Source organism: Oceanibaculum indicum P24, assembly GCF_000299935.1.
Taxonomy (GTDB): Bacteria; Pseudomonadota; Alphaproteobacteria; order Oceanibaculales; family Oceanibaculaceae; genus Oceanibaculum; species Oceanibaculum indicum.
This window is the reverse complement of record NZ_AMRL01000019.1, coordinates 27,229-47,344: the sequence shown is the minus strand read 5'-3', so window position 1 is coordinate 47,344 and position 20,116 is coordinate 27,229. Positions and strand designations below refer to the sequence as shown.

At 66.1% G+C, this 20,116-nt stretch carries 18 protein-coding genes; 8 read left to right on the top strand and 10 right to left on the bottom strand.

Going from position 1 to position 20,116, the window contains the following annotated elements:
* The first annotated feature begins 3 nt into the window (after positions 1–3).
* Positions 4–1,401, top strand: coding sequence for a glutathione-disulfide reductase (gor, locus tag P24_RS13730; protein ID WP_008945338.1), 1,398 nt, complete (start codon positions 4–6; stop codon positions 1,399–1,401).
* 247 nt (positions 1,402–1,648) lie between these two features.
* Here gor and P24_RS13725 read toward each other — a convergent pair whose 3' ends face one another.
* Together P24_RS13725 and purE are read right to left on the bottom strand one after the other, a co-directional pair.
* Positions 1,649–2,728, bottom strand: coding sequence for a 5-(carboxyamino)imidazole ribonucleotide synthase (locus tag P24_RS13725; protein ID WP_008945337.1), 1,080 nt, complete (start codon positions 2,726–2,728; stop codon positions 1,649–1,651).
* A gap of 4 nt (positions 2,729–2,732) precedes the next feature.
* On the bottom strand, positions 2,733–3,197 hold the full coding sequence (gene purE, locus P24_RS13720; protein WP_051013150.1) for a 5-(carboxyamino)imidazole ribonucleotide mutase: 465 nt from the start codon (positions 3,195–3,197) through the stop codon (positions 2,733–2,735).
* 377 nt (positions 3,198–3,574) lie between these two features.
* Here purE and galU point away from each other — a divergent pair, with 377 nt between their 5' ends.
* From galU to P24_RS13700, 4 genes are all read left to right on the top strand, one after another.
* Entirely contained in the window at positions 3,575–4,453 is an 879-nt protein-coding gene (galU, locus tag P24_RS13715; RefSeq protein WP_008945335.1) for a UTP--glucose-1-phosphate uridylyltransferase GalU, read from the top strand.
* Positions 4,454–4,486: 33 nt separating this feature from the next.
* Entirely contained in the window at positions 4,487–5,809 is a 1,323-nt protein-coding gene (locus tag P24_RS13710) for a UDP-glucose dehydrogenase family protein (RefSeq protein WP_008945334.1), read from the top strand.
* Between the two features lie 22 nt (positions 5,810–5,831).
* A complete protein-coding gene (pgmG, locus tag P24_RS13705) occupies positions 5,832–7,232 on the top strand; it encodes a phosphoglucomutase/phosphomannomutase PgmG (RefSeq protein WP_008945333.1) in 1,401 nt (466 codons plus the stop codon).
* A gap of 197 nt (positions 7,233–7,429) precedes the next feature.
* A complete protein-coding gene (locus P24_RS13700; protein WP_008945332.1) occupies positions 7,430–8,833 on the top strand; it encodes a methyl-accepting chemotaxis protein in 1,404 nt (467 codons plus the stop codon).
* 4 nt (positions 8,834–8,837) lie between these two features.
* On the opposite strand, the gene P24_RS13695 is transcribed toward P24_RS13700, so the two are convergent.
* From P24_RS13695 to P24_RS13685, 3 genes are all read right to left on the bottom strand, one after another.
* Complete coding sequence (locus tag P24_RS13695) at positions 8,838–10,109, bottom strand: Y-family DNA polymerase (RefSeq protein ID WP_008945331.1); 1,272 nt, start codon at positions 10,107–10,109, stop codon at positions 8,838–8,840.
* A 74-nt stretch (positions 10,110–10,183) separates the two neighbouring features.
* On the bottom strand, positions 10,184–10,675 hold the full coding sequence (locus tag P24_RS13690) for a TIGR02444 family protein (RefSeq protein WP_008945330.1): 492 nt from the start codon (positions 10,673–10,675) through the stop codon (positions 10,184–10,186).
* Positions 10,676–10,677: 2 nt separating this feature from the next.
* Positions 10,678–11,760 (bottom strand): ATP-dependent 6-phosphofructokinase, encoded by a 1,083-nt coding sequence (locus P24_RS13685; protein WP_008945329.1) that lies wholly within the window; start codon positions 11,758–11,760, stop codon positions 10,678–10,680.
* 113 nt (positions 11,761–11,873) lie between these two features.
* Here P24_RS13685 and P24_RS13680 point away from each other — a divergent pair, with 113 nt between their 5' ends.
* Entirely contained in the window at positions 11,874–12,077 is a 204-nt protein-coding gene (locus P24_RS13680) for a YdcH family protein (protein WP_008945328.1), read from the top strand.
* A 15-nt stretch (positions 12,078–12,092) separates the two neighbouring features.
* Here P24_RS13680 and P24_RS20520 read toward each other — a convergent pair whose 3' ends face one another.
* From P24_RS20520 to P24_RS13660, 4 genes are all read right to left on the bottom strand, one after another.
* Positions 12,093–12,818, bottom strand: a complete 726-nt coding sequence (locus tag P24_RS20520) for a DnaJ domain-containing protein (RefSeq protein ID WP_008945327.1) — start codon at positions 12,816–12,818, stop codon at positions 12,093–12,095.
* Between the two features lie 9 nt (positions 12,819–12,827).
* Positions 12,828–13,556 (bottom strand): vWA domain-containing protein, encoded by a 729-nt coding sequence (locus tag P24_RS13670; protein WP_008945326.1) that lies wholly within the window; start codon positions 13,554–13,556, stop codon positions 12,828–12,830.
* Between the two features lie 90 nt (positions 13,557–13,646).
* On the bottom strand, positions 13,647–14,525 hold the full coding sequence (locus P24_RS13665) for a division plane positioning ATPase MipZ (protein ID WP_008945325.1): 879 nt from the start codon (positions 14,523–14,525) through the stop codon (positions 13,647–13,649).
* Positions 14,526–14,595: 70 nt separating this feature from the next.
* Positions 14,596–16,653 (bottom strand): molybdopterin oxidoreductase family protein, encoded by a 2,058-nt coding sequence (locus P24_RS13660; protein WP_008945324.1) that lies wholly within the window; start codon positions 16,651–16,653, stop codon positions 14,596–14,598.
* 88 nt (positions 16,654–16,741) lie between these two features.
* Between P24_RS13660 and P24_RS13655 the strand changes: the two genes are divergently transcribed.
* Entirely contained in the window at positions 16,742–17,860 is a 1,119-nt protein-coding gene (locus P24_RS13655) for an NAD(P)/FAD-dependent oxidoreductase (RefSeq protein WP_008945323.1), read from the top strand.
* Here P24_RS13655 and gph read toward each other — a convergent pair.
* Complete coding sequence (gene gph / locus P24_RS13650) at positions 17,857–18,522, bottom strand: phosphoglycolate phosphatase (protein WP_008945322.1); 666 nt, start codon at positions 18,520–18,522, stop codon at positions 17,857–17,859. The genes P24_RS13655 and gph overlap by 4 nt on opposite strands.
* Positions 18,523–18,598: 76 nt before the next feature.
* On the opposite strand from gph, the gene glmU reads away from it, so the two are divergent.
* Positions 18,599–19,942: a bifunctional UDP-N-acetylglucosamine diphosphorylase/glucosamine-1-phosphate N-acetyltransferase GlmU gene (gene glmU, locus P24_RS13645; protein WP_008945321.1), complete on the top strand. Its 1,344-nt coding sequence runs from the start codon at positions 18,599–18,601 to the stop codon at positions 19,940–19,942.
* Positions 19,943–20,116 lie beyond the last annotated feature (174 nt).

The window sequence follows — 20,116 nt, the reverse complement described above, 5'->3', positions numbered from 1 at the left end:
ATCATGGCCCAGGACAGCAAGGCCGATTACGACTACGACCTCTTCGTCATCGGCGCCGGGTCAGGCGGCGTGCGCGCCAGCCGGATTTCCGCGCGGCACGGTGCACGCGTGGCGATCTGCGAGGATTACCGGGTCGGCGGCACCTGCGTCATCCGCGGCTGCGTGCCGAAGAAACTGCTGGTCTATGCCTCGCATTTCCATGGCGATTTCGAGGATGCTGCCGGCTTCGGCTGGACTGTCGGCGAAAGCGCGCATGACTGGACGCGGCTAATCGAGCGCAAGAACACCGAGATCGACCGGCTGAACGGCATCTATCTGCGGCTGCTGAAGGATGCCGGGGTGGAACTGATCGATGGGCGCGGCACGCTGATCGACGCGCATACGGTGGAAGTGGCGGGCAAGCGCTACACCGCCGACAAGATTCTGGTGGCCACCGGCGGCTGGCCGGAGATGCCGCAGATTCCGGGCATCGAGCATGCCATCACCTCTAACGAGGCGCTGGAGATGATGGCGCTGCCGCGCCGCATCGTCATCGTCGGCGGTGGCTATATTGCGGTGGAATTCGCCGGTATCTTCAATGGCTTGGGCGCCGACGTTCAGCTGGTTATCCGCCGTGACCTGCCGCTGCGCGGCTTCGACGAGGATGTGCGCGCCGCCCTGACCGAGGAACTGACCAAGCAGGGCATCACGCTGGTGCCGAACACCAACATCCGCAGCATCGAGAAGACGAAGGACGGGCTCAGCCTGCTGACCGACTCGGGCGAGACCATCGCCTGCGATGCGGTGATGTACGCCACCGGCCGCGCGCCCAACACGAAGGGCATCGGGCTGGAGGAAGTCGGCGTGCACCTCAACAAGGCGGGTGCTATCGCGGTGGACGAATATTCCCGCACCACGGTGGAGAATATCTATGCCGTGGGCGACGTGACCGACCGCATCGCCCTGACCCCGGTCGCCATCGCCGAGGGCCACGCCTTTGCCGATACGGTGTTCGGCGGCAAGCCGCGCAAGGTGGACCACACCAACGTGCCGGCCGCCGTGTTCAGCCAACCGCCGGTCTCCACGGTTGGGATGAGCGAGGAACAGGCGCGCCTGACCTATGACAAGGTCGATGTCTATGTCTCGCGCTTCAAGCCGATGAAGCACACGCTCTCAGGCCGCGACGAGCGCACCATGATGAAGCTGGTGGTCGATGCCGGCAGCGGCTGCGTGGTCGGTTGCCACATGGTTGGCGCTGACGCGCCAGAGATCGTGCAAGGCATCGGCATTGCTGTGAAGGCAGGCGCGACCAAGGCGGATTTCGACGCCACCATCGGCATTCACCCGACGGCGGCGGAGGAGTTCGTCACCATGCGCGAGAAGCGCCCCGACCCGGAGGACGCAGCCAAGGCGGCGGAGTAGTGGGCTGCATTGCCCCCCATTGCCCTTCGAGACGCCCGCCACTCACTCGATCCGTCACCCCCGGTCTTGTACCGGGGGGCTAGGCCCCCGCTTACTGGATGTCCGTTGAGCAGGCTGAACCCTGGATTCCCGGAACCCCCATGGGCACAAGGCCGGGAATGACGGTCGGAGAAATAGAAATTCAGTGTGAATTCACTTTCTTCCCTCGCCCTTGGGGAACTGGGTGAGAAGGTGAATATACCCAACCCTACTTCCGCACGATCCGGTTCACATGGCCCATCTTGCGGCCGGGGCGGGCTTCCGCCTTGCCGTAGAGATGCAGCTTCGCGGCGGGGTCGCGGAGAATTTCCAGCCAGTCATGGGCCTCGTCGCCGATCAGGTTCTTCATCTCGGCATCGCCGAAGCGTTCGACCGATCCTAGCGGCAGGCCGCACACCGCGCGTACCATCTGCTCGAACTGGCTGGTCACGCAGCCATCCATCGTCCAGTGGCCGGAATTGTGCGGCCGGGGCGCGATCTCGTTCATCAATACGTGATCGTCTTCCGTGACAAACATCTCGACCGCCAGCAGTCCGACAAGATCCAGCGCTTCGGCCATCTTGCGGGCAATTTCCTCCGCCTCGGCGGCGAGCGCGGGCGGGATAGGCGCCGGGACGATGGTGGTGTCCAGGATATGGTTCACATGGCGGTTCTCGACCGGCGGATAGCACAGCGTCCGGCCGTCCAGCCCGCGCGCCACGATGACCGAGATTTCCATGCGGAAACTGACGAAACCCTCCAGGATCGCCGGCTGCCCGCCGATGGCCGCCCAGGCGTCATCCGGATTGGTGCCGGGCAGGATCTTGGTCTGGCCCTTGCCGTCATAGCCCATGCGCCGCGTCTTCAGCACTGATGGCGTGCCGATGGCGGCGATGGCGGCGGCCAGTTCGTCGGCGGCGCCGACAGCGCGGAACGGGGCCGTGCCGATACCCAGATTGGCGGCGAACTCCTTCTCGCGCAGCCGGTCCTGCGCGACGCGCAGCGCCTCCGCGCCGGGCCGCACCGGCACTCTCTCCATCAGGAAGTCGGCGGCCTCGACCGGCACATTCTCGAACTCGTAGGTCACCACATCGACGGAGGCCGCGAAGGTTTCCAGCGCGGCCCGGTCGGTATAGTCGGCGATGGTGGCGGCGGCACAGACCTGCCCGGCCGGGCTGTCCTGCTCGGGTGTCAGCACATGCACCTTGTAGCCCAGATTGGCGGCGGCCAGTGCGGTCATCCGCCCCAACTGCCCGCCGCCCAGCATGCCGATGGTGGCGCCGGGGGCGATAATGTCCTTGCCTGCCATGCTTCTACGCTTCGTCGCTGGGAATCTCGGCGACCTTGTCGGTCTGTTCGGCGCGGAACACGTCCAGCGCTGCGGCCACCTTCGGGTCCAGATGGGCAATGACGGAAGCCGCGATCAGCGCCGCATTGATGGCGCCCGCCTTGCCGATGGCCAGCGTGCCGACCGGCACGCCGCCGGGCATCTGCACGATGGACAGCAGGCTGTCCATGCCGGACAGCGCCTTGCTCTCGATGGGCACGCCGAACACCGGCAGCGCCGTCATGGAGGCAACCATGCCGGGCAGGTGCGCCGCGCCGCCGGCCCCGGCGATCACGGCCTTCAGCCCGCGTGCCCGCGCTGTCTCGGCATACTCCACCAGGCGTTTGGGCGTGCGATGGGCGGAGACGATACGGCATTCGTGGGGCACGCGCAGCCGCTCCAGAATCTCCGAGGCATGGCGCATGGTCGGCCAGTCGGACTGGCTGCCCATGATGATGCCGACCACCGGCTTGTCGTCTGCTTTCGTCACGCCCTGCAGGCTCCCTCTTCAGGGTGGGGTCTGCACGGGCCGGCTGCGGCCCGCGAAACGGGAAAGCGCGGCATTATAGGGGGTGCCAATGGGCTGGCAAGTGCGCAGGTGCGAAGGGTCCGGTTCCGGGGCGGCGGTTGCTTCATGCCCCCGGTCTGTGGCACATAGAGGGCCAATTCCGGGCCAGCTGGCGCAGTTTAAGGAGGGTCGGGAGAGAGCCGCAGGGTTGCCGTTCAAGGTATCGAATTACCTTAATTGTGGCCTTTGCTTCGGAACGTCTTTCCATCCCCGCGCGTTTGCACTGCAACAAGCCCGTACCGCAACATTAGGAGTATCCAATGGCAAAACCCGTGCGCAAGGCAATCTTCCCGGTCGGTGGTCTGGGAACCCGTTTCTTGCCGGCGACGAAGGCGATGCCGAAGGAGATGCTGCCCGTCGTGGACCGTCCGCTGATCCAGTACGCGGTGGACGAGGCGCGCGCCGCCGGTATCGAGGAGTTCATCTTCGTGACCGGGCGCGGCAAGGGCGCCATCGAGGATCATTTCGACCATTCCTACGAGCTGGAGGATTCTCTGCGCGAGCGTGGCAAGGAGAAAGAGCTGAAGCTGCTGGACGATATGCTGATGCGTCCCGGCCAGGTTGCCTATCTGCGCCAGCAGGAGCCGATGGGCCTGGGCCATGCCGTCTGGTGCGCACGCACGCTGGTCGATGATGACGAGCCGGTTGCCGTGCTGCTGGCCGACGATCTGATCCTCGCCGAGGAATCCTGCCTTGCCCAGATGGTCGAGGCCTATCACGAGACCGGCGGCAACATCCTGGCGGTCATGGATGTGCCGAAGGAGCAGACCAAGGCCTATGGCGTGGTCTCCCCCGGCGAGACCAGCGCCGATGGCCGGCTGGTCGAGGTGAAGGGGCTGGTCGAGAAGCCGGAACCGGACAAGGCGCCGTCCACCCTGGCCGTCATCGGCCGCTACATCCTGCAGCCCGATGTGTTCAAGCATCTGGCGAAGGGGCAGAAGGGCGCGGGCGGAGAAATCCAGCTGACCGACGCGATGGCGGACATGATCGGCGAACACCCGTTCCACGGGCTGCGCTTCGACGGCCAGCGCTTCGATTGCGGCAGCAAGATCGGCTTCCTGGAGGCGAACATCGCCTTCGGTCTGGAGCGCGAGGACATGGCCGGCGATCTGCGCGAGATCCTGAAGAACTACCGCTAAACCCGGTTTGCTTGAGAGCCAGGAGAATACGGCATGCGCGTCGCGATAATCGGCACAGGCTATGTCGGCCTGGTCTCGGGGGCCTGCTTTGCGGAGTTCGGTTTCGACGTCACCTGCGTCGATAAGGACAAGGGCAAGATCGACCGGCTGCTGCAGGGCGAGATGCCGATCTACGAGCCGGGGCTGGATACGCTGGTCGCCGGCAATGTGAAGGCCGGGCGGCTCAGCTTCGGTACCGAGCTGAAACCGGCGGTGGCGGCGGCGGATGCCGTCTTCATCGCGGTCGGCACGCCCAGTCGGCGCGGTGATGGCCATGCCGACCTCAGCTATGTCTATGCTGCCGCCAAGGAAATCGCCGAGGCGATGGACGGCTATACGGTGGTGGTCACGAAGTCCACCGTGCCGGTCGGCACCGGGCGCGAGGTCGAGCGGATCATCCGGGAGACACGACCGGATGCCGATTTCGATGTCGCCTCCAACCCGGAATTCCTGCGCGAAGGGGCGGCCATCGGTGACTTCATGCGGCCGGACCGCGTGGTCATCGGCGCCGAGAGCCCGAGGGCGCAGGCGGTGATGCGCGAGCTGTACCGGCCGCTGTTCCTGATCGAGACGCCCATCGTCATGACCTCGCTGGAGACCAGCGAGATGATCAAATACGCGGCCAATACCTTCCTCGCCACCAAGATCACCTTCATCAACGAGATCGCCGATCTGTGCGAGAAGCTGGGCGCGGATGTGCACGATGTTGCCAAGGGCATCGGCCTGGACGGGCGCATCGGGCGCAAGTTCCTGCATCCGGGACCTGGCTATGGCGGTTCCTGCTTTCCCAAGGATACGCTGGCGCTGGTGCGCACCGCGCAGGAGGCTGGCAGCCCGCTGCGCATCGTCGAGACGGTGGTGGACATCAATGACCGGCGCAAGCGGCAGATGGCCGACAAGATCGTTGCCTTCATGGATGGTTCCGTCGCCGGCAAGACCATCGCCGTGCTGGGTGTCACCTTCAAGCCGAACACTGACGATATGCGCGACGCGCCCAGCCTTGTGATCCTGCCGGCGCTGATCGCGGCGGGGGCGACGGTCCGCGCCTATGATCCGGTCGGCATGGAGGAGGCGGCGCGCCATATCGAGGGTGTCGCCTGGTGCGAGGGCGCCTACGAGGCGATGGACGGGGCCGACGCGGCGGTGGTGCTGACCGAGTGGAACGAGTTCCGCGGCCTGTCCGTTGAGCGTATGAAACAGTCGCTCGCCCGGCCGGTCATGATCGACCTGCGCAATATCTATGAGCCGAAGGATATGGCCGAGGCCGGTTTCCGCTATACTTGCGTCGGGCGCCCCACGCCCGGCTTTGAAAAATAAAGAAAAAGGAAGGCACGCCTTCATGACCGATACGGCTGACGCGACCGGACACCGCTTCGACCCCACCATCCTGCGCGAGTACGATATCCGCGGAATCGTCGGCAAGACGCTCTCCGCCGAGGATGCACGCGCCATCGGCCGGTGCTTCGGCACGCTGGTCCGGCGCAAGGGTGGCAAGTCGGTCGCGGTCGGCTATGACGGACGCCTCAGCTCGCCGATGCTGGAAGCCGCCCTAGTCGAGGGGCTGGCGGCCAGCGGCGTGGATGTGCGCCGCATCGGTCTCGGGCCGACGCCGATGCTGTATTTCGCCGTCTATCACCTGCATGCCGATGGCGGCATCATGCTGACCGGCTCGCACAATCCGCCGGACTATAACGGCTTCAAGATGATGCTGGGGCACGAGCCGTTCTTCGGCGCGGATATCCAGCGCCTGGGCAAGCTGGCGGCCAGCGGCGATTTCGAGAGCGGCCAGGGCGCGGTCAGCCGGCACGACATCGTGCAGGATTATGCCGACCGGCTGATGCGGGATTACCGCGAAGGCAGGCAGCTGAAGATCGTCTGGGACAGCGGCAATGGCGCCGGCGGTCCGCTGGTGAACGAAATCTGCATGCGCCTACCGTCCAGCCATGTGCTGCTGAATGTCGAGGTGGACGGCACCTTCCCAAACCACCATCCCGATCCGACCGTGCCGGAGAATCTGGAACAGCTGATGGAGGCGGTGGCCGAGCACAAGGCCGACCTCGGCATCGCGCTGGATGGCGATGGCGACCGCATCGGCGTGATCGACGGCAAGGGTCGCATCCTGTGGGGCGACCAGCTGATGATCGTGCTGGCCCGCGCCATGCTGGCCGAACGGCCCGGCGCCACCATCATCGCCGATGTGAAGGCCAGCCAGGCGCTGTATGACGAGATCGCCAAGGCCGGCGGCGAGCCGCTGATGTGGCGCACCGGCCATTCCCTCATCAAGACCAAGATGAAGGAAGTGAAGTCGCCGCTGGCTGGCGAGATGAGCGGCCATATCTTCTACGCCGACACCTATTACGGCTTTGACGATGCGCTCTATGCCGCCATCCGTCTGATCGAGATCCTCGCCAATGGAGATCAGAGCCTGGCCGAGATGCGCGACACGCTGCCGGAGATGGTGAACACGCCGGAGCTGCGCTTCCCCTGCGCCGAAGAGCGGAAATTCAAGGTCGCGGGCGAGGTGAAGGAATGGTTGAAGGGCCGCCCCGGCGTCGAGGTGAACGATGTCGATGGCGTGCGCGTGAAGACGGCGGATGGCTGGTGGCTGCTGCGGGCCTCCAACACCCAGGACGTCCTGGTCGCGCGCTGCGAGGCGAAGGACGAGGCCGGGCTGGCACGGCTGAAGCAGGCGCTGGGCGAGGCACTGCGGGCTGTTGGCATGGAGCCGCCGTCTTTCTGACAGTCTGATGGACAGTTTTTCTGGTTATCCGCTTGATAACACTCCTGACAACTTCAGCGCTCCGCCCGGAGCAGCGGGTATGTCTTATATTCGGCTGACACTTTATTAACATTTCTCTGTTATTCTTGATGCCCCAAAACAAAAAAATCGGGGCTACAGGGAAGATGAGTGCAGTCGAAGGAGAGGGAGTGGCCTTGATGGACGATCATCAAGGCAAAGCAGCCCGCGTCGAACGCGATGCGCTGCAGAAGATCGCCGAACAGGTGGGCGATCTGGGGATCGAGATCGCCGATATCTCGGGTGCTGTCGGCGATGTCGATGGCCGCGTGCAGCGCGAGGCGGAAGTCTTCGTGGATATCCGGAAGACAGCCGCCGAGATGGCGGCGCAGAACCAGCAGGTCGCGGCGGTCGCGCGCACGGTTTCGGAGGTTACTGACGGGGCCTCGCGGCAGATCGCCGAGTCGCGTGACCGGATCGGCACCTCCATCAACGATATTCAGGACCTGGTCTCGGCGGTGGCGGAAATCCACGCCCAGGTGGACGGGCTGCGCGAGGCGCTGGCCAAGGTCGGCACCGTGGCGCAGGAGATTGCGACCATTGCCAAGCAGACCAATCTGCTGGCGCTGAACGCCTCCATCGAGGCGGCGCGTGCCGGCGATGCGGGCAAGGGGTTCGCGGTGGTCGCCGCCGAGGTGAAGCAGCTGGCCGGGCAGACGGCGGCGGCGACGCAGGATATCAACCTCACCCTCACGCAGCTGGCGATGGAATCCGACCAACTGATCCAGCGCAGCGAATCGGCGGCCTCCAAGGCCGATGCGGTACGGGAGGGGGCGTCATCCATCGGTCATGTCATGGCCGGGGTGGGCGAGGCGATCTCCAGCGTCGGCAATGAGACGGCCGTCATCACGGCGTCGGCCGGGGAGATCGATGAGCGTTGTGGGAAGTTCCTTTCCGCCATCGACGAGATGGCGGAGGATGTCGAGCATTCCAGCCACGACCTCACCAAGGCGCGGGAACGGATCGACAAGCTGGTGACCGTGACCGAAAGCCTGATCGCCATTACCGCCGGGGCCGGCATCGAGACGCTGGATACGCCCTTCATCGACATGGCGAAGGAAGCGGCGCGGCGGATCGGCGAGGCGTTCGAGGCCGGCATCGCCGCCGGTACGGTTACCGAGGCCGATCTGTTCGATCGTGACTACAAGCCGGTCGCCGGCAGCAACCCGCAACAGTTCATGACGCGCTTCACCCTGTTCACCGACAAGGTGCTGCCACCAATCCAGGAGCCGGTGGCGGCGCGCGACAGCCGCATCGTGTTCTGCGCCAGCGTGGACGAGAACGGCTACCTGCCGACGCACAACAACAAGTTCTCGCAGCCGCAAGGCAGCGATCCGGTCTGGAACGCCGCCAACTGCCGCAACCGGCGGATGTTCAACGACCGGGTGGGGCTGGCGGCCGGGCGCAGCACGACGCCCTTCCTGCTGCAGACCTACCGCCGCGACATGGGCGGCGGGCAGTTTGCGATGATGAAGGATTGTTCGGCGCCGATCTTCGTGCGCGGCCGGCATTGGGGCGGGGTGCGCGTCGCCTACAAGATTTAAGCCGTCACTCGCTGAATTCCTCCCGCTCGGGAATACGGGTGAAGGCCACCTTGGCGCCGGCATATTCCAGCCCGACCTTGGGCAGCAGCCCCAGCGTGACGGTGTCGGAGCCGTATTTGCCGTTCAGCCTGTCCAGCGCGCCGGCCAGCTTGCCGCGGAGATTCTGGCGGTGCTGGCGGCCGGGCTCGGCGGCGGCGAAGAGGTCGGGCGCCTGCTGCTCGACCGGCGCCAGCCCCAGCAGCGTGACCGAGACCTTCTTCACCAGCCCGGTGCCGCCGACCGGGCGATACTCGCGCCACAGCGCCTCGAACGCGGCCAGCAAGGCGAAACTGTCCTGCGTCGCCTCAAGCCGCGCCTCGCCGGCCCAGCGCAGCCCGGTTTCCAGCCGCGCCGAGCAGGCCAGCGCCGAGGCGGTCAGCCCGTAGCGCCGCAGCCGTCCGGCTGCCTTGGCCAGCAGCCGCCTTGCGACCTGCCGCGCCTCGTCCGGCGCGCGCATGGCGGGCGGCAGGATGCGGCTGTGCCCGATCGTCCGCTTCGCCGCTGGCGGGGCTTCCGGAATATCGACGCCATGCAACCCGTACCAGAACCGCTCGCCGGCCACGCTGCCCCAGATTTTCCGGGCATGCTTGGGTTGCAAGGATGCCAGGTCGCGTACCGAATACACCCCGGCGGCGTTCAGCCGGCGTTCCATGTTCGGGCCGATGCCGGCAAGGTCGCGCAGTTCCAGGCTGAAGAACCGGTCCGGCAGTTCCTCCGGTCGCACCACCACCAGCCCGTCCGGCTTCTGCATGTCGCTGGCGACCTTGGCGGCGAAGCGGCTGGGCGCGATGCCGATGGAGCAGCGCAGGCATTCCCCGACATTGTCCAGGATGCCGCGCTTCAGCCGGCGGGCGAGGGCGACGGCCTTTTCCGGCTCTCGCTCATCGCCCAGCAACTCGCAGGCCATCTCGTCGATGGAGCCGACACTGGAAACCGGGATGTGGTGGTTGATCTCTTTCAGGATCAGATGGTGGTACTCGACATAGAGTTCGTGCCGGGCCGGCACCAGCATGATTCCGGGGCACAGCCGGCGCGCCTCCCACACCGGGGTGCCGGTCTTCACGCCGCGCGCCTTGGCCTCATAGCTGGCGGCGATGATGCAGGTGGTCTCCGACTTCAGCGGCAGCACGCCGACCGGGCGGCCGCGCAGCCTTTGCTCCGCCTGCTGTTCGACGCTGGCGAAATAGGCGTTCAGGTCGAGAAACAGCCATTTCAGATAGGGCGTGCGCGGCAGCATTGGGTATCTCGTCCGGGATTATCGGACGGGTAGCTCTAGCATGAAAAGAACAAAAGCAGAACAAATATCATCGGTCAGTCGAGATGGCTGGCCAGATGGTCAAGCTGGCTGATGCTGTCTTCCGCATCGCAAAGTGCCGCCAGAAGCCGCAAGTTGGCCACGGCAGCCTGCCGGGCGGGCGGGGGAACGGGCCCGTCCTGCCGCGCCAGCGCGTCCAGTGCCTGCTGTTGTAGCCTTTCGGCCTCCAGCTCCGCATCGGCGATGCGCTTGCGTAGGTCCTGCACTCCGGCATCGGGGAAGGGCGGGAAGCCGGGTTTCAGCCGGCGGCGCAGGGCGCGCAGGGGCTGCACGATCTCCGCGCGCCAGGGGGCGGTCAGGTCAATGGCGGCCTTGATCTGTGCCGCGCTCAGCGTATCGCCGCGCCAGCAGCAATAGAGCAGCAGATTCACATCCAGCCCGTGGCTGTCCTGAAGTGCCAGGCAGGCCTCTGCCACGCCGGGCCGGCCATAAAAATCCAGCGAAAAGGACCAGAAGTCAGAAGCTGAAGGCGAGTGCGCCGAAGGCATGGCTAGTCCCCGAAGGAGATGCCGAGCTGCCGGGCGGTTTCCACCATCACCCCCTCGGGATCGACGCGGTGCGACTTGTCCACGATCTCGGTGAGCGGCACTTCCACCGTCTGGCGGTTCTGCCAGGCGACCATGCGGTCGAACCGGCCGGCGGCCACCATATCCACCGCATGCGCGCCGAACACGCTGGCCAACAGCCGGTCCTGTGGTACCGCCTCGGCGCCGCGCTGCACATGGCCTAGCACGGTCACGCGCACCTCCGCCCCGGTCAGCCGCTCCACCGCCTCACCGATATACTGGCCGATACCGCCATAGCGGGTTTCGCCGCTTCCATGGGTCTGCATGATGGCGGTTCCGTCCTCGGTCCGGACCGCCTCGGCAACGATGATGAGGGCGAAGTTGCGCCCGGCGGCCCGTACCGCCTTCACCTTTTCCGCCACCTTTTCGGCGCTGTAGGGGATTTCCGGGATCAGGATCACGTCAGCCCCGCCGGAAATGCCGGCATTCAGCGCGATATGGCCGGCATCGCGGCCCATCACCTCCAGCACCATCACGCGGTCATGGCTGGCCGCCGTCGGCTGCAGCCGGTCCAGCGCCTCGATGGCGACCTGCACGGCCGTCGCATAGCCCAGCGCGTTCTCGGTCTGCGCCACGTCATTGTCGATGGTCTTGGGAATGCCGACGAGCGGAATGCCGCCCTGCTGCGCCAGCCGGCGCAGGATGGCGAGGCTGCCATCGCCGCCAATGCCGATCAGCGCGTCCAGCCCCAGCGAGCGGTAGCCGGCGATCACCTCCTCCGAACGGTCCTTGCGGCTGCCATCCGGCATCGGGAAGGCGAAGGGATTGCCGGTGTTAACCGATCCCAGCAGCGTGCCGGCGCGGCGCAGATAGCTGGTGTCGAACAGTTCGGGGGTCAGTTCCACGGTCTGTGGCGGTGTCTGCATCAGGCCGGCTGTGCCATAGCGGATGCCGGTCACGCGCCAGCCCTGGCCAAGGCAGGCATGCAGCGTGACGGCGCGGATGCAGGCATTGAGGCCGGCGCAATCGCCGCCGCTGGTCAGGATACCGATGTGTTTCTTGCTCATGCGTCGAAGCTTACCCTTTTCCTGCGGTCAGGAGTCTGGCAATAAAGCAGAAAGTAGGGCCGCGGCGACAGGGGGGGACGCCGCCGCCGGCACCGATTTGGATTACGCCAGCCATGAGCGAAGACGAAGATCGCCTGAAGGAGCGGCTCGAAGAGCTGCGCACCGAGCACCGGGATCTCGACGAGGTGATCGCCCGCCTGTCCGAGCAGGTACCGTTCGACCAGATCAAGCTGCAGCGCCTGAAAAAGCGCAAGCTGATCCTGAAGGACCTGATCGCCCGCGTGGAATCCGAGCTGCTGCCCGACATCATCGCGTAAGAGCCACGGAACCCGCTACTTCTTCCCCAGCAGCACGTCCTTGGCGCGGTTGATCTGCGCGGCGAGGTAGGTGGAGCCGCCATGGTCTGGGTGGTTCGCCAGCATCAGCCGGCGGTGGGCCTCGCGGATCTCCTGCGGCGTGGCGTCGGGTCCGACCCCCAGAATCTCGCGGGCCTGGTCGGCTGTCATCGATCCGCCAGCTGGCTGTCGGGGCTCTTCCGACGCGGTTTCTGCCCCAAAGCTCTCGCGCCAGTCCGGCCCGCGCATCCGGTCGAGATAGGCTTCCAGCACCTGTGCGGATTGCGCGTCGGCGCCATGGCACTCGCTCAGCAGCGCGGCCATTTCGGCGTCGCTCAACGTGTCCAGCGAGCGGTTGCGGAACGGACCTTCCAGCACATGGCCATGCATTTCGCCGCTGTCATGGTCGAGGCGCATGGACAGCAGCCGGGTGACGATCTCCGAGCTTTGGCCCCGTGTCGGACCCTGCGCCGCCTTGGCGGCATTCCGTACCGATTGCAGGATGCCGCGCCAGCGCAGGATGAAGGGGATCAGGCCGCCGGCGAGGGCAATCAGATAGCCCAGCTGCCCGCGCACGAACAGGATGCCGACAGCGGCGACCAGCAGGACGGCAGCGGACCATTTCAGCGCGCTGGCAACCTTCTTCGGTTCGGCGCTGGCCAGCCAGCGTGCGACCAGCAGCAGTCCGAGCAGCAGGGCGAGGCCGAGAATGAGATATGGCATCGCCCGGTTTTACGCCTGTCCCAGCCGGCTTGTCAGCATCAGCGCGGCCCCGCCCTTGCGCTTGCCATAGGATTCCAGCGCCCGGTAACCGCCCGCCGCATAGACTGCGACGGCGGATAAGAGGTCGCGGAGCTGCTGCGCGCTGGAGGCGTCGAACGGGCAATAGGCGCCCTTGGTCAGCCGGGCGATCTCCTCGAAGGCGCGGCGCGCGACGGGCTCTCCGCCTTCGTGGAACAGGAAGGCGGGCACGCCCAGCAGGCCCAGCTCCCCGGCGATCTGGCAGACGCGGTCGATATCCTCCTCGAAACAGTCGCCGACGAAGACCAGCGCCTGCACCTTGTCCTGCCGGGTTTCCGCAATCGTGTGCTGCAGCAGCCGGCCGATCTGGGTCTGCCCGCCGCGGCACTGCACCGATGTCATCCGGCCCAGCAGCGCCTCGGCGTCGGACAGCCACGGGCTGGCGTCAAATTCATGGAAGCCGCGATAATAGGCGAGCTGGATATCGAGTCCGCCGAGCGCGGCCGTTTCGCGGAACATCTCGCCCTGGATCTGGCAGGCGGTATCCCAGCTCGGCTGGCGGCTTGCGGTGGCGTCCATGGCGAAGATCAACCGCCCGCGCCGACCCTGCGGCACCGGCTTCGGGGTGGCCGCGAGCCGTTGCAGGAAGGCCTCCACCTGCGACTGGCTGGACAGCGTCCTGGTGCCCGTGCCGGGCAGTTTCGTCTTGTCGGAAACCATGAAGCTCCGCCATTCCAACGGGAAATCCGCTTCCCATTATGTTGGTGTGGCAGGGCAAACTTCCAGCCCGATCAGCCGGCAGGCAGAAGGTTACTCGGCGGCGCGGCGCTGCTGCTTGGGCTGGCGCTCCGGCAGGGCCAGCGCCTCGACCAGCGCACGAACTTCCTGCCTTGCGGCGACATGCGACATGCTGGCGCTTTCGCCGGCTTCCAGCAGGTCCAGCATGGTCAGCCCGCGCGGGAACAGCTCGCGGTAGATCACGCGCTCGCTGATGCCCGGCGCCATGCGGAAGCCGACGCGCCGGGTCAGCGCGTTCATCACATCGGCGATGTCCTGCTTGTTGCGGGCATTCAGGTTGGACAGCCGGTTGCGCACCACCACCCAGTCGATGGAGCTGCGGTCACGCTGCATGCGCGCCTTGCGCTGCTCGAACACCATCTCGCTATAGACCGACAGTTTCTCGACATTGCGGCCGGTGGCATCGACTGTCGCCAGCATGTCGAGATCGAGGAAGCTGTCATTCATCGGCGTGACCAGCGTATCCGCGTGGGAATGCGCGAGACGGCCGAGATAGGTGTTCGCACCCGGCGTGTCGATCACGACGAAATCGCACAGCACGCGCATTTCGGCATAGAGCTGGTCGAACCGGTCCCGGTCCTCCGCCTCGGCCTCCGCGCGCGTCGGCAGTTCGCTGGGCTGCAGGAACTGGTGGCGGGGCAGGGGCAGCGGTTCCCCGGCGGCGGCAGACCGGCGCCGGTTGTTGATATAGCGCGTCAGCGTTCCCTGGCGGGCGTCCAGATCCAGGGTGCCCACCTCATAACCGTCGCGCAGCAGCGAGACGATGATGTGCATGGCCGTGGTGGACTTGCCGGAGCCGCCTTTCTCGTTTCCGACCACGATGACATGGGCCGGTTTGGCGGGTGGCCAGCTGTCTTCTTCAGGAAGGGGCGTGGACTCGGCGAGCGACATGGCGCGACTAAATCTCGTTGTCGTTATGTTATCTTCATACTTTGGGTTGTGTTTGTGTGCAAGCGATCAGTTACTCTGCGTCTCTTAGCCACACCGAAGTATCGTGGAACACGGCACCGCCATTCGGCCCGCCCGGATCGGCGCTGACCAGCGCGTTGATGCCCACCCCCTCCACGAAGGCATGATTCGGCCACACGCTCTCGCAGATCAGCGTGCCCCGGTTCACGCCATCGAACGGCTTGGCATGCAGGGCGACGCTGGCGCGGTCATTGCCGATACGGACGAGCTGCCCGTCCGACAGGCCGAGGTCGGCCATATCGCCTGAATGGATCATCAGGGTCGGTCGTCCCTCCCGCTTCGTGCTGGTCGGCGTCTCGGTGAAGCTGGTGTTCAGGAAGTTGCGGGCCGGTGCGGTGACCAGCCGGAAGGGCCGGTCCGCCGTCGCACTGTCGATCAGTCCGCAATGGTCGGGCAGGGGCGGCAGCCCGGCATTATGCGTGCCCATCGCCGCCCAGTCCGGCCGGAAACGGAATTTGCCGTCCGGATGGCCGAAGCCATTGCGGAAATGCATGGTCTCGAAATCGCCGATGGCGTCGTGCCAGTGTTTCTGCCAGACGGTTTCCGCGTCCGGCCAGCCGGATGCCAGTAGGGTGGTATCCAGCATCTCCCAGGCACTCATATTGAAGCCGGGATGCTCGGCGCCCAGCCTTTTCGCCAGTTCGCAGATCACCCAGTGGTTTTCTCGCGCCTCGGCATAAGGCTCGATCGCCTTGCGGCCGATCTGGATGTAGGAGTGTGCGCTCGCCTGGTAGAGATCGTCATGCTCCAGGAACGTCGTGGCTGGCAGTACGATATCGGCCAACTGCGCGGTCTCGGTCATGAACTGTTCATGCACCACGGTGAACAGGCCGGCGCGGCGAAGGCCCTTGTTCACCAGCAGGCTTTCCGGCGCCACCGTGGCTGGGTTGGTGTTCTGGATCAGCAGCGCCGTGACCGGCGGGCCGTTCCGCAGGGCCTCCGCATTGCCGGTCAGCACCCGGCCGATCTGCGACTGGTCCAGCATCCGCACCGAGGGGTCAACTCGGTCCAGCCCCTCGATCAGGCTCTTGTCCCAGCGGTAGATGGCGCTCTGCCCATAGAGCGCGCCGCCGCCCTTATGCTGCCAGGCGCCGGTGATCGCCGGCAGGCAGGTGACGGCATGCATCTGCGCAGCACCGTTGCGGCTGCGGGTAAAGCCATAGCCGGCGCGGATGTAACTGCGCGGCGTTGCCCCGTAGAGCCTTGCAAAGGCGCGGATATCCTCCGCCGGTACGCCGCAGATCGCCGCCGCCCATTCCGGCGTGCGGCTTGCGAGATGGGCTTCCAGTTCCGCCGGCACATCGGTATAGCGGGCGAGATAGTCGCGGTCGGCGAAGCCTTCGGCGAACAGCACCTGCATGATGCCGCAGGCCAGCGCCGCATCGGTGCCGGGGTTCACGCACAGGAAGATATCGGCCTGCTCGGCGGTCGCGGTGCGGTAGGTGTCGATGACCGCCAGCTTCGCGCCCCGCTCCTTCCGGGCGCGGGTCACATGGGTCATGACATTGACCTGGGTGTGCACCGGGTTACCGCCCCAGATGACGATCAGGTCGCTTTCCGCCATCTCCCGCGAATCCGGGCCGCCCTTGCGGCCGGTGCCGGCCAGCCAGCCGGCGTCGGAGAGGGCGTTGCAATAGGTCGAATGCTGGCCGGAATAGCGCATGACATGGCGCAGCCGGTTGATGCCGTCGCGCTGTACCAGCCCCATCGTGCCGGCATAGTAGAACGGCCAGACCGTCTCGCTGCCGTGGCGCTGGGCGGCCTTCAGGAAGGCATCGGCGATCTCGTTCAGCGCGTCTTCCCAGCTGATTTCCCGCCAGCTTCCGCTGCCTTTTTCGCCGGTGCGGCGCAGCGGTTTCGCCAGCCGGTCTGGATGATGCACGCGTTCTGCATATCTTGCGGTCTTGGCGCAGACGACTCCGGCGGTGTAGCTATTGTCCTGCGCGCCCCGCACCCGTCCGATGGTGTGGGCATCCAGCCGCTCGACCTCCAGCGCGCAGGTGCTGGGGCAGTCGTGCGGGCATACCGAGTGAACGATATCGAGTGGCATCGACAGTGACCCTTGCTTGTATTCCAACGACAGTAGCGAAGCTGCGGAAACGCGGCAATTACTCCCGGCGAAGCGGGGGAGCGGCGCGATGAGCGATCATGTTGAATGCATCGTCGTCGGCGCCGGCGTCGTCGGGCTCGCCGTCGCGCGGGCGCTGGCGCTGTCCGGCCGCGAGGTGATCGTGCTGGAAAAGACCGAGGCCATCGGCACCGAGACCAGCTCCCGCCATTCCGAGGTGGTGCATGCCGGCATCTATTATCCGCCGGGCAGCCTGAAGGCGGAGCTGTGCGTGCGCGGCAAGCATCTGCTCTACGACTTCATGGAAAGCCGGGGCGTGCCCCACAGTAGGCTGGGCAAGCTGATCGTCGCCACCTCGGACGACCAGATGCCGGCGCTGGAACAGATCAAACAGCGCGCGGCGGCCAATGGCGTGCCGGACCTGGAATGGCTGACACCGGCACAGGTGAAGGCGCTGGAGCCGGCGGTGGAAAGCGTCGGCGCGCTGATTTCGCCCTCGACCGGCATCCTGGACAGCCATTCCTACATGCTGGCACTGCAGGGCGAGGCGGAGGACCATGGCGCGATGCTGGCCTTCCACACGCCGGTCCTGTCGGGCCGGGTGCGCGGGAACGGAGGGTTTGAGATCGAGACCGGCGGCGACAGCCCGATGGCGCTGTCCTGCGATATTCTGGTGAATGCGGCGGGGCTGTATGCGCAGGCGCTGGGCCGCGCCATTGAGGGCATCCCGGCGGAGACCGTGCCGCCGGCCTATTTCTGCAAGGGCAATTACTACACGCTGTCCGGCGTGAAGACGCCGTTCAGTCGGCTGATCTATCCGGCACCGGAACAGGCGGGCCTTGGTGTGCATGTGACGCTGGACCTTGGAGGGCAGTGCCGTTTCGGGCCGGACGTCGAATGGATCGATGGCATCGATTACGATGTCGATCCGGGCCGGGCGGAGAAATTCTACGCCGCCGTGCGGAAATACTGGCCGGGCCTGCCAGATGGGTCGCTGCAGCCGGGCTATGCCGGCATCCGCCCGAAGATCCAGGCACCAGGCGAGCCGGCCAAGGACTTCATGATCCAGGGGCCGCAGGATCACGGCATCGCCAACCATATCGCGCTCTACGGCATCGAATCGCCGGGGGTGACCTCCTCGCTGGCGATTGCCGAGAAGGTGATGGCGTTGCTCGACGAGGCGGCCTAACCGAGGGTTATCAGCGCCTCCGGCAGGTCGGCGAAACGCTCCAGCACCAGCGCGGCGCCCAGCTCCGCCACCGGCACCCGCGGATAGCCATAGGCCATGGCGATGAAGGGCACGCCGCAGCCCACCGCGACGGCGGAATCGTTCTCATTGTCGCCGATCATCGCGCTGCTGGCCCGCGTGCCGCCCAGCCGCTCCAGTACGGCCTGCAGATGCCCGGCATCGGGCTTGCGCACCGGCAGCGCATCGCCGCCGACCACGCAGTCGAACACACCGTCCAGACCAAGCTGCGGCAGCAGGGTCTCGGTCGCCTGCTGCGGCTTGTTGGTGCAGAGGCCCAGCCGGTACCCGCCGGCCTTCAGCCGCCCCAGCGTCTCCGCCACGCCGGGATAGAGCTGCGCCGGTGTGGCCGGGATCGCCTCGTAAATCTCCAGAAACCGCGCAACATAGCGGACGGTTTCTTCTTCCGGCGCCTCATCACCGGTCGCGGCGAGCGCCCGGCCCACCAGCAGCCGCACACCATCGCCGATGAAGCCTTTTACCTGTGCGAGAGTTACATGCGGGCGGTCCAGTTCGGTCAGCACCCGGTTCAGCGAGGCGCACAGGTCGGGCGCGCTGTCGATCAGCGTGCCGTCGAGGTCGAAGGCGAGGGCGGTGCGGGACATAGGGCACTCAAGGACGTTGCTGTGGAAGGCGCGCAACGATAGAACCGGAAGTCCCGATGATCCAAGGTCTTTGACGATGAGCGATTACCAGCCGAGCCAGCCTGTCGCCGCCGTGATCCTTGCCGCCGGCAAGGGCACGCGGATGAAGTCGGACCTGCCGAAGGTGCTGCACCCGATCGCCGGTCGGCCGATGATCCGACATCTGCTGGCGACAGTGGAGGCGCTTGAACCGGCCCGCATCGTGGTGGTCACAGGCCGGGAGGGCGAGGCGGTGGCGAAGGCGGTGGCGCCGCACGCGACCGCACTGCAGGACCCGCCGCTCGGTACCGGCCATGCGGTGATGGCGGCGCTGCCGGCGCTGGACGGTTTCGATCAGGGCACCGTGCTGACGCTGGCCGGCGGCGACCCCTTCGTCTCCGAGGCGACGCTGCGCGCCATGCTGGCAAAGCGCGAGGCCGGGGCCGCCGTGGTGGTGGTGGGTTTCCGCCCGGCCGACCCGGCGCGCTATGGGCGGCTGGTCACGGACACTGCCGGCGGACTGGAGCGGATCGTGGAGTTTGCCGAGGCATCGCCTAAAGAACGCGCCATAAGCCTCTGTAATGGCGGCTATATGGCCATCGATGCAGCGCTGCTGCGGACATTGCTGGGCGCCATCGGCAACGACAATGCCAAGGGCGAATATTACCTGACCGACATCATCGCGGCGGCGCGGGCGCGGGGCCATGCCTGCGCCGTGGTGGAATGTCCGGAAACGGAAGTGATGGGCATCGACACCCGCATGGACCTTGCGGCGGCGGAGAAGATCGCGCAGCAGGCGCTGCGCCGCCGGGCGATGGAAAATGGCGCCACCCTGGCTGACCCGGACAGCGTGCATCTGTGCTGGGACACGAAGCTGGGCCGCGACGTGACCATCGGGCCGTTCTGCGTGTTCGGGCCGGGGGTTGAGGTGGCGGACAGGGTCGAAATCCGCGCCTTCAGCCATCTGGAAGGGGCAAGGGTGGAGAGCGGCGCGGTGGTCGGCCCCTATGCGCGGCTGCGGCCAGGGGCGGTTATCGGACCGGATGCCCATGTGGGGAATTTCGTCGAGGTGAAGAATGCCAGCCTCGGCAAGGGGGCGAAGGCCAATCACCTGACCTATCTGGGCGATGCCTCGGTTGGTGCCGGCAGCAATATCGGCGCCGGCACCATCACCTGCAATTATGACGGCTTCGCCAAGCACCGCACGGAGATCGGGGAGGGGGTCTTCATCGGCTCCAACTCGGCGCTGGTCGCCCCGGTGAGTGTGGGCGACGGCGCCATGGTGGCGGCGGGCAGCACCATCACCAAGGATGTGCCGGCGGACGCGCTGTCGGTCGCGCGCGGCAAGCAGACGGACCTTGCAGGCGCCGCCAAGCGCTTCCGTGACAAGCGGAAGAAATAGATTAATTCCCCCTCACCCGGTTCGCTGACGCTCACCACCCTCTCCCGCGAGGGGAGAGGGTTACAAAGTTGCCCCCTCTTACTTCCCTCTCCCCTGGAGGGAGAGGGTTGCGCAGCCTTGTGAGCGAAAGCGAATTAGCCGGAGCTGGGTGAGGGGGAAAGGCCGCCTCATTTC

What these genes read in the sequence shown, in the direction of transcription:
- gor (WP_008945338.1), top strand. Translation starts at nt 4, where the DNA reads ATGGCCCAGGACAGCAAGGCCGATTACGACTACGACCTCTTCGTCATC.
- P24_RS13725 (WP_008945337.1), bottom strand. Translation starts at nt 2,728, where the DNA reads ATGGCAGGCAAGGACATTATCGCCCCCGGCGCCACCATCGGCATGCTG.
- purE (WP_051013150.1), bottom strand. Translation starts at nt 3,197, where the DNA reads ATGGGCAGCCAGTCCGACTGGCCGACCATGCGCCATGCCTCGGAGATT.
- galU (WP_008945335.1), top strand. Translation starts at nt 3,575, where the DNA reads ATGGCAAAACCCGTGCGCAAGGCAATCTTCCCGGTCGGTGGTCTGGGA.
- P24_RS13710 (WP_008945334.1), top strand. Translation starts at nt 4,487, where the DNA reads ATGCGCGTCGCGATAATCGGCACAGGCTATGTCGGCCTGGTCTCGGGG.
- pgmG (WP_008945333.1), top strand. Translation starts at nt 5,832, where the DNA reads ATGACCGATACGGCTGACGCGACCGGACACCGCTTCGACCCCACCATC.
- P24_RS13700 (WP_008945332.1), top strand. Translation starts at nt 7,430, where the DNA reads ATGGACGATCATCAAGGCAAAGCAGCCCGCGTCGAACGCGATGCGCTG.
- P24_RS13695 (WP_008945331.1), bottom strand. Translation starts at nt 10,109, where the DNA reads ATGCTGCCGCGCACGCCCTATCTGAAATGGCTGTTTCTCGACCTGAAC.
- P24_RS13690 (WP_008945330.1), bottom strand. Translation starts at nt 10,675, where the DNA reads ATGCCTTCGGCGCACTCGCCTTCAGCTTCTGACTTCTGGTCCTTTTCG.
- P24_RS13685 (WP_008945329.1), bottom strand. Translation starts at nt 11,760, where the DNA reads ATGAGCAAGAAACACATCGGTATCCTGACCAGCGGCGGCGATTGCGCC.
- P24_RS13680 (WP_008945328.1), top strand. Translation starts at nt 11,874, where the DNA reads ATGAGCGAAGACGAAGATCGCCTGAAGGAGCGGCTCGAAGAGCTGCGC.
- P24_RS20520 (WP_008945327.1), bottom strand. Translation starts at nt 12,818, where the DNA reads ATGCCATATCTCATTCTCGGCCTCGCCCTGCTGCTCGGACTGCTGCTG.
- P24_RS13670 (WP_008945326.1), bottom strand. Translation starts at nt 13,556, where the DNA reads ATGGTTTCCGACAAGACGAAACTGCCCGGCACGGGCACCAGGACGCTG.
- P24_RS13665 (WP_008945325.1), bottom strand. Translation starts at nt 14,525, where the DNA reads ATGTCGCTCGCCGAGTCCACGCCCCTTCCTGAAGAAGACAGCTGGCCA.
- P24_RS13660 (WP_008945324.1), bottom strand. Translation starts at nt 16,653, where the DNA reads ATGCCACTCGATATCGTTCACTCGGTATGCCCGCACGACTGCCCCAGC.
- P24_RS13655 (WP_008945323.1), top strand. Translation starts at nt 16,742, where the DNA reads ATGAGCGATCATGTTGAATGCATCGTCGTCGGCGCCGGCGTCGTCGGG.
- gph (WP_008945322.1), bottom strand. Translation starts at nt 18,522, where the DNA reads ATGTCCCGCACCGCCCTCGCCTTCGACCTCGACGGCACGCTGATCGAC.
- glmU (WP_008945321.1), top strand. Translation starts at nt 18,599, where the DNA reads ATGAGCGATTACCAGCCGAGCCAGCCTGTCGCCGCCGTGATCCTTGCC.